The organism is Streptococcus agalactiae ATCC 13813 (assembly GCF_000186445.1).
GTDB classification, from domain to species: domain Bacteria; phylum Bacillota; class Bacilli; order Lactobacillales; family Streptococcaceae; genus Streptococcus; species Streptococcus agalactiae.
In genome coordinates this window covers 1270374-1279300 of the sequence record NZ_GL636070.1, presented here as the reverse complement: position 1 = coordinate 1279300, position 8927 = coordinate 1270374, and the positions used below count along the sequence as shown (strand labels likewise).

General features: G+C 34.4%; 4 protein-coding genes. 3 read left to right on the top strand and 1 reads right to left on the bottom strand.

Annotated features, from left to right (window positions below):
- Window positions 1–40: 40 nt before the first annotated feature.
- Entirely contained in the window at window positions 41–943 is a 903-nt protein-coding gene (ypfJ, locus tag HMPREF9171_RS107155; RefSeq protein WP_000686763.1) for a KPN_02809 family neutral zinc metallopeptidase, read from the bottom strand.
- A 177-nt stretch (window positions 944–1120) separates the two neighbouring features.
- Between ypfJ and rexB the strand changes: the two genes are divergently transcribed.
- The 3 genes from rexB to HMPREF9171_RS107170 are packed head-to-tail and all read left to right on the top strand — an operon-like array spanning window position 1121 to window position 8897.
- Window positions 1121–4354 (top strand): ATP-dependent nuclease subunit B, encoded by a 3234-nt coding sequence (gene rexB, locus HMPREF9171_RS107160; protein WP_000772287.1) that lies wholly within the window; start codon window positions 1121–1123, stop codon window positions 4352–4354.
- Window positions 4344–7967, top strand: coding sequence for a helicase-exonuclease AddAB subunit AddA (gene addA, locus HMPREF9171_RS107165; RefSeq protein WP_000143241.1), 3624 nt, complete (start codon window positions 4344–4346; stop codon window positions 7965–7967). The genes rexB and addA overlap by 11 nt, the downstream gene beginning before the upstream one ends.
- A 12-nt stretch (window positions 7968–7979) precedes the next feature.
- Window positions 7980–8897, top strand: a complete 918-nt coding sequence (locus HMPREF9171_RS107170) for a magnesium transporter CorA family protein (RefSeq protein WP_000634642.1) — start codon at window positions 7980–7982, stop codon at window positions 8895–8897.
- Window positions 8898–8927 lie beyond the last annotated feature (30 nt).

The following is an 8927-nucleotide window of genomic DNA, read 5'->3' as shown; positions in this document are numbered from 1 at the left end:
GAAACAGCATCAATTAAGATGCTGTTTTTTTATTTAAAATTTATAGATGTTCTGCGGAGAAAGTATCACCGTGTTGGATGTCACCATATTGAAAGCCTTTGTTAAACCAGCGTTGGCGTTGTTCAGCTGTTCCATGGGTAAAGCTATCAGGCACTAATTTTCCGTAGGTTTCTTTCTGAAGGGTATCGTCTCCGACGGCGTGGGCAGCATTCATGGCCTCTTCAAAGTCTCCTTGTTCTAAGAGATTTTTTCCCTTGATGTAGTGAGCCCATACCCCTGCATAATAATCTGCTTGAAGTTCTAGCCGAACATTTAAAGCATTTGCTTCTTTCTTAGTAAGTCCGTGTCGCATTCTATTATACTTATCCATAATGCCTAACTCTGTTTGAATGTGGTGACCAACTTCATGGGCGATGACGTAGGCCATAGCAAAATCACCAGTAGCACCATATTTATGTGATAATTCATTGTAAAAAGAAATATCAAGATAGATTTTTTTATCTGCTGAACAATAAAATGGTCCTGAAGCAGATTCACCTATACCACAACCTGTTTGAATCGAATTGGTGTAAAGAACAAGTTTTGGTTCCTTATAATTTCCAAAACCTTGGGTTTGGAATTCTTGTGACCAGAAATCCTCAGTTGAGCCAAGGACTTTATTAACGAAATCGATTTGTTCTCTCGTTGCGCTATTATCAACAGAACGTGAGACATTCTGAGATTGGTAACTAGAAGGTGAGGATGAGTCATTAAAAATGCTGGTTAGTCCCCCTCCGCCAAGTAGCAGTAAGATGATTAAAACCACAAGCTTGGTTTTCCAACTCCCTCGCATCAATAAAAGTTGAAGAATCGGTAATCCACTTCCTCCGCTAGAGAATGAACCTCCGCTACTGGAGCGACGATCTTCAACATTGTCGCTTTTTCTTAGGTCATCTATTTTCATAAGTATCTCCAAAGTGTTTTATAGGCTCATTATAAACTATTTTAATAAGAAATGCTTGAATTTTTAACTAAATATCTTCCCCTAGATTTGAAGCTATTTTTGGTATAATATTAATAAACTGTAAAGAATAAGTTGAAGAAGGTTTACTTCTCAGTTGACTTATAAGATAGGAGATTCATGAAATTACTTTATACTGATATTAATCATGATATGACAGAAATCTTAGTCAATCAGGCCGCGCATGCTGCTGAAGCTGGATGGCGTATTTTTTATATTGCTCCAAACTCTTTATCTTTTGAAAAGGAGCGTGCAGTATTAGAGATCCTTCCTCAAGAAGCCTCTTTTGCTATTACAATTACTCGCTTTGCTCAATTGGCACGTTATTTTACTTTAAACCAGCCTAATCAAAAAGAAAGTTTAAACGATATTGGATTAGCAATGATCTTTTATCGTGCTTTAGCAAGTTTTGAAGATGGACAATTAAAAGCTTTTGGACGATTGAAGCAAGATGCTTCCTTTATCAGTCAATTGGTAGACCTATACAAAGAATTGCAGACAGCAAATCTGAGTATTTTAGATTTAAAATATTTACATTCTCCTGAAAAATTTGAAGATCTATTAGCTATTTTTCTAGTGGTTTCAGATCTTTTAAGAGAAGGAGAATACGACAATCAATCTAAAATTGCCTTTTTTACAGAACAAGTAAGGTCAGGCCAGCTAGATGTGGATTTAAAGAACACTATCCTTATAGTCGATGGTTTTACCCGTTTCTCAGCTGAAGAAGAAGCTTTAATTAAAAGTCTGAGTTCACGTTGTCAAGAGATTATCATCGGAGCTTATGCTAGCCAAAAAGCGTATAAGGCTAACTTTACTAATGGAAATATTTATTCTGCAGGGGTTGATTTTTTAAGATATCTAGCAACGACATTTCAAACAAAACCAGAATTTATCTTGTCCAAGTGGGAAAGTAAGTCTGGTTTTGAAATGATTTCGAAAAATATCGAAGGTAAACATGATTTTACAAATAGTAGTCACATTTTAGACGACACTGCTAAAGATTGTATAACAATTTGGGAGTGCATTAATCAAAAAGATGAAGTGGAACATGTGGCTAGAGCTATACGTCAGAAACTTTATCAAGGATATCGCTACAAAGATATTTTAGTTTTACTAGGAGATGTAGATAGTTATAAACTACAATTAAGTAAGATTTTTGAGCAGTATGATATTCCTTATTATTTCGGTAAAGCTGAAACAATGGCTGCGCACCCTTTAGTTCATTTTATGGATTCCTTGTCTCGAATAAAACGTTATCGATTTAGAGCTGAAGATGTTTTAAATCTTTTTAAGACAGGTATTTATGGAGAGATTAGCCAAGATGATTTAGATTATTTTGAGGCTTATATCTCATATGCAGACATTAAAGGTCCTAAGAAGTTCTTTACAGATTTTGTTGTGGGGGCTAAAAAATTTGATTTAGGGCGTCTTAACACTATTCGTCAGTCCCTCCTTACTCCACTGGAAAGTTTTGTGAAAACGAAAAAACAAGACGGTATAAAAACACTCAACCAATTCATGTTTTTCCTTACTCAGGTAGGTTTGAGTGACAATTTATCGCGATTAGTTGGTCAAATGTCTGAAAATGAACAAGAAAAACATCAAGAAGTTTGGAAAACATTTACAGATATTTTAGAGCAGTTTCAAACAATATTTGGTCAAGAAAAATTAAATTTAGACGAATTTTTATCGTTATTAAATTCAGGTATGATGCAAGCCGAGTATCGTATGGTCCCTGCTACTGTTGATGTGGTTACTGTTAAGTCTTACGATTTGGTAGAACCACATAGTAATCAATTTGTCTATGCCCTAGGCATGACACAATCACATTTTCCAAAGATTGCTCAAAACAAATCTTTAATATCTGATATTGAACGTCAGCTTATTAATGATGCCAATGACACTGATGGTCATTTTGACATTATGACGCAAGAAAATTTGAAGAAAAACCATTTTGCTGCCCTCTCTCTTTTTAATGCTGCTAAACAAGAATTAGTGTTGACTATACCACAATTATTGAATGAGTCTGAAGATCAGATGTCACCATATCTTGTCGAACTAAGAAATATAGGTGTTCCTTTTAATCATAAAGGACGCCAATCGTTAAAAGAAGAAGCTGATAATATTGGGAATTACAAAGCTTTATTATCGCGTGTTGTTGACTTGTATCGCTCTGCTATTGACAAAGAGATGACTAAAGAAGAACAAACTTTTTGGTCAGTTGCTGTTCGTTATTTGCGTCGTCAATTAACTTCTAAAGGAATCGAGATACCAATAATTACAGATAGCCTTGATACTGTGACAGTTTCATCAGATGTGATGACCAGACGCTTCCCAGAAGATCACCCACTTAAATTATCCTCATCTGCTTTGACAACTTTTTATAATAATCAATATAAGTATTTTTTACAATATGTATTAGGTTTGGAAGAACAAGACTCAATTCATCCAGATATGCGGCACCATGGAACGTACCTTCATCGTGTTTTTGAAATTCTGATGAAAAACCAAGGGATAGAATCTTTTGAAGAGAAACTCAACTCTGCAATTAATAAAACCAATCAAGAAGATGTTTTCAAATCCTTGTATTCAGAAGATGCAGAAAGTCGTTATTCTTTAGAAATTTTAGAAGATATCGCGCGTGCAACTGCAACCATATTACGACAAGATAGTCAGATGACTGTTGAAAGTGAAGAAGAACGATTTGAACTAATGATTGATAATACTATAAAAATTAACGGTATTATTGACCGTATCGATCGTTTATCTGATGGTTCTTTGGGTGTCGTGGACTATAAATCAAGCGCTCAAAAATTCGATATCCAAAAATTTTATAACGGTCTAAGTCCACAATTAGTCACCTACATTGATGCTATCAGTCGTGACAAGGAAATTGAACAAAAACCACCGATTTTTGGAGCTATGTACTTACATATGCAAGAACCTAGACAAGACTTGTCTAAAATTAAAAATTTAGATGATTTAGTAACAAAAAATCATCAAGCTTTAACTTATAAAGGATTATTTTCAGAAGCCGAAAAAGAATTCTTAGCAAATGGGAAATACCATCTCAAAGATTCCCTTTATTCAGAGGCTGAAATCGCTATTTTACAAGCACATAACCAATCGCTTTACAAAAAAGCATCTGAGACTATTAAGTCAGGTAAGTTTTTGATCAATCCATATACAGAAGATGCTAAAACAGTTGACGGTGATCAGTTTAAGAGTATTACGGGGTTCGAGGCGGATAGGCATATGGCACGTGCCAGAGCGCTTTATAAATTACCTGCTAAGGAAAAACGTCAAGGTTTCTTAACATTAATGCAGCAAGAGGAGGAAAATGATGACCTTTAAGCCTTTCTTAAATCAAGAAGATATTGCTGTTATTCAGACAGAAGAAAAAAATTCTGATAAAAAACAAAAGCGAACGCCTGAACAAATTGAAGCCATTTATACTTTTGGTAACAATGTCCTGGTATCAGCTTCGGCTGGTTCTGGAAAGACTTTTGTAATGGTTGAGCGGATTTTAGATAAACTTTTAAGAGGGGTTCCGATTGAGTCTTTGTTTATCTCAACATTTACAGTAAAAGCGGCAGGTGAGCTCAAAGAACGTTTAGAAAAGAAAATAAACGAGTCTTTGAAATCCGCAGAATCAGATGATTTAAAACAGTTTCTCACCCAGCAACTTGTAGGCATTCAAACAGCTGATATTGCTACTATGGATGCTTTTACGCAAAAAATAGTTAACCAATATGGTTATACTTTGGGCATATCACCTATATTTAGGATTTTACAAGATAAAAATGAGCAAGACGTCATAAAGAATGAGGTCTATGCTGATTTATTTTCTGACTACATGACTGGAAAGAATGCAGCTTCATTCATAAAATTAGTCAAAAATTTCTCAGGTAACCGTAAAGATAGCAAAGCTTTTCGAGAAATGGTTTATAAAGTTTATGCTTTTAGCCAGTCCACCGATAACCCCAAGCGCTGGATGCAAACAGTTTTTCTAAAAGGTGCACAAACTTACACTGATTTTGATGCTATTCCAGATCAAGAAGTTTCAAGCCTTTTAAATGTAATGCAAACAACTGCTAATCAATTACGTGATTTAACGGAGCAAGAAGATTATAAGCAATTAACTGCTAAAGGGGTTCCGACAGCAAATTACAAAAAACACCTTAAAATAATTGAAAATTTAGTCCATTGGTCTCAAGACTTTAATCTGCTGTATGGAAAAAAAGGATTGGCTAATTTGGCACGTGATATCACTAATGTAATTCCTTCAGGCAATGATGTTACAGTTGCTGGCATTAAATATCCTATCTTTAAACAATTGCATAATCGTATCGTTGGACTTAAGCACTTAGAAGTTATTTTTAAGTATCAAGGAGAATCTCTTTTCTTGTTAGAATTATTGCAATCCTTTGTTTTAGATTTCTCAGAACAATATTTACAGGAGAAGATTCAAGAAAATGCTTTTGAATTTTCTGATATTGCCCATTTTGCAATTCAAATATTGGAAGAAAATCATGATATTAGGCAACTTTATCAAGATAAGTATCATGAAGTAATGGTTGATGAGTATCAGGACAATAACCACACCCAAGAGAGAATGTTAGAATTATTGTCTAATGGACATAATCGTTTCATGGTTGGAGACATAAAACAATCAATTTACCGTTTTCGTCAGGCTGATCCACAAATTTTTAATGATAAATACAAAGCTTACCAAGACAATCCAAGTCAAGGGAAATTAATTATTCTGAAAGAGAATTTTCGGAGTCAATCAGAGGTTTTAGACAGTACAAATAGTGTGTTTACACATCTTATGGATGAAGAAGTAGGAGACATTCTTTATGATGAAAGTCACCAATTAAAAGCTGGTAGTCCAAGACAGCAAGAAAGACATCCGAATAATAAAACACAAGTTTTACTATTAGATACTGATGAAGATGATATAGATGACAGTGATAGTCAACAATATGATATTAGCCCAGCTGAAGCAAAGTTAGTCGCAAAAGAAATTATTCGATTGCATAAAGAAGAGAATGTTCCCTTTCAAGATATCACCCTCTTAGTTTCTTCAAGGACAAGGAATGATGGTATCTTACAAACTTTTGACCGTTATGGTATTCCTTTGGTAACTGACGGTGGGGAGCAAAATTACTTAAAATCAGTTGAAGTGATGGTAATGCTTGATACTTTGCGGTCAATTGATAATCCCTTAAATGATTATGCTCTAGTTGCTCTTTTGAGATCTCCCATGTTTGGATTTAATGAAGATGATTTAACAAGAATTGCTATTCAGGATGTCAAAATGGCTTTTTATCATAAAGTGAAATTGTCTTATCATAAAGAAGGTCATCATAGTGATTTAATTACTCCAGAATTATCTTCTAAAATAGATCACTTTATGAAAATATTCCAGACTTGGCGTGATTTTGCTAAATGGCATTCGCTTTATGATTTAATATGGAAAATATATAATGACCGTTTTTATTATGATTATGTAGGAGCTCTGCCTAAAGCTGAGCAACGTCAAGCCAATCTATATGCCTTGGCACTTCGAGCAAATCAGTTTGAAAAAACAGGTTTCAAGGGTTTATCACGCTTTATTCGAATGATTGATAAAGTTTTAGAAAATGAAAATGATTTGGCAGATGTTGAGGTGGCATTACCGCAAAATGCTGTTAACCTAATGACTATACACAAATCAAAGGGGCTTGAGTTTAAGTATGTATTTATTTTAAATATTGATAAGAAATTTTCAATGGTAGACATAACTTCCCCTCTTATTTTAAGCCGAAATCAAGGAATTGGTATTAAATATGTTGCTGATATGCGACATGAACTCGAAGAAGAGATACTGCCTGCAGTAAAGGTTAGCATGGAAACACTTCCTTACCAACTTAATAAAAGAGAGTTACGCTTAGCTACTTTATCAGAGCAGATGCGTTTACTTTACGTAGCTATGACACGCGCAGAGAAAAAATTATATCTGGTTGGTAAGGCTAGTCAAACCAAATGGGCTGATCATTATGACTTAGTATCTGAAAATAATCATCTCCCATTAGCTAGTCGTGAGACTTTTGTGACCTTTCAAGATTGGTTACTGGCTGTTCATGAAACCTATAAGAAACAAGAGTTGTTTTATGACATCAACTTCGTATCATTAGAGGAATTAACAGATCACCACATAGGGATGGTTAATCCTAGTCTACCTTTCAATCCCGATAATAAGGCAGAGAATCGTCAGTCTGAAGATATCGTGCGCGCGATTAGCGTGTTAGAATCTGTTGAACAGATTAATCAAACTTATAAAGCGGCTATTGAGTTACCGACAGTAAGAACACCAAGTCAAGTCAAAAAATTCTATGAGCCTATTCTAGATATAGAAGGCGTTGATGTGATGGAAACTATTACTAAAACATCAGTAGATTTTAAGTTACCTGATTTTTCTACAAGTAAAAAGAAAGACCCAGCAGCTTTAGGATCTGCTGTACATGAATTAATGCAACGCATAGAGATGTCATCTCATGTCAAAATGGAAGATATTCAAAAAGCCTTGACAGAAGTGAATGCTGAAACAAGTGTCAAAGCGGCTATTCAGATTGAAAAAATCAACTATTTTTTCCAAGAAACCTCACTCGGTAAGTATATACAAGAAGAAGTAGAACATCTGCATCGAGAGGCACCTTTTGCCATGTTAAAAGAAGATCCGGAGAGTGGTGAGAAATTCGTTGTACGTGGTATTATTGATGGGTATCTACTATTAGAAAATCGGATAATTCTATTTGATTATAAGACTGATAAATTTGTCAATCCTCTGGAATTAAAAGAACGCTATCAGGGACAAATGGCTTTATATGCAGAAGCTTTAAAAAAATCTTACGAGATAGAAAAGATAGACAAATACTTAATTCTTTTAGGTGGTAAACAGCTAGAAGTGGTAAAAATGGATTAAAGAAAGGAAAAAATGATAGTCGAACAAAAATTTGGAAATGGTTTTACTTGGATTAACATTGAAGCAGAGCAATTGCGAACAGAAACATCTGAAATTCAAGCAAAATATTTGGATAGTGAGATTATTACATATGCTCTGGATGATTATGAACGAGCCTTTATGGAATGTTCTCATATTAAAGGAAAAGAAGTCTTGACGATTATTTTTAATACTATTGATCTAAAGCAGAAAGAAAGTTATTATGAGACCGTTCCGATGACCTTTTGCTTATCACACGACCGTTTGATAACGGTGACACGGTCTCGAAATAGTTATATGCTAGAACTATTGCAAAAATATCTAGACCGTAATCCAGATGTCTCTCCTAAAAAATTTTTATTTGCAGCTTTAACTTTGATTACAAAACAATATTTTAATGTTGTATCGAAAATTGATAGAGAAAAGGATATTCTCAACCGTCAATTGAGAGAACAAACAACCAATAAGCGCTTATTAGCCATGAGTGACCTAGAGACAGGATCCGTTTATCTTTTGACAGCTGCCAATCAAAATGCATTGGTATTAGAGCAATTAGATGTTCATCCTAGTCAGCGATTTAATTCTGAAGTGGAAAAAGAACAGTTATCAGATGCTCTCATTGAAGCGCATCAGTTAGTCAGTATGACACACTTAAACAGTCAGGTACTTTCACAATTATCATCTACTTTTAACAATGTCTTAAATAATAACTTGAACGAAAACTTAACAGGTTTGAATATCATTTCGATTAATTTAGCGATTATTGCAGCAATTACTGGATTTTTTGGGATGAATATTCCATTACCTCTTACAGAATCACGGAGTTCATGGTTAATTGTTATTGCTACTTCGGTCTTACTTTGGGTTATTATTGCTCAAATTTTAAAACGAGTTTTTAACTTAAGAAAATAAAAATATTCGGTGCGTAAGCACCGAATATTT

Excerpts from the sequence above, each read along its gene's own strand:
- ypfJ (WP_000686763.1), bottom strand. The coding sequence starts at position 943 with ATGAAAATAGATGACCTAAGAAAAAGCGACAATGTTGAAGATCGTCGC.
- addA (WP_000143241.1), top strand. The coding sequence starts at position 4,344 with ATGACCTTTAAGCCTTTCTTAAATCAAGAAGATATTGCTGTTATTCAG.
- rexB (WP_000772287.1), top strand. The coding sequence starts at position 1,121 with ATGAAATTACTTTATACTGATATTAATCATGATATGACAGAAATCTTA.
- HMPREF9171_RS107170 (WP_000634642.1), top strand. The coding sequence starts at position 7,980 with ATGATAGTCGAACAAAAATTTGGAAATGGTTTTACTTGGATTAACATT.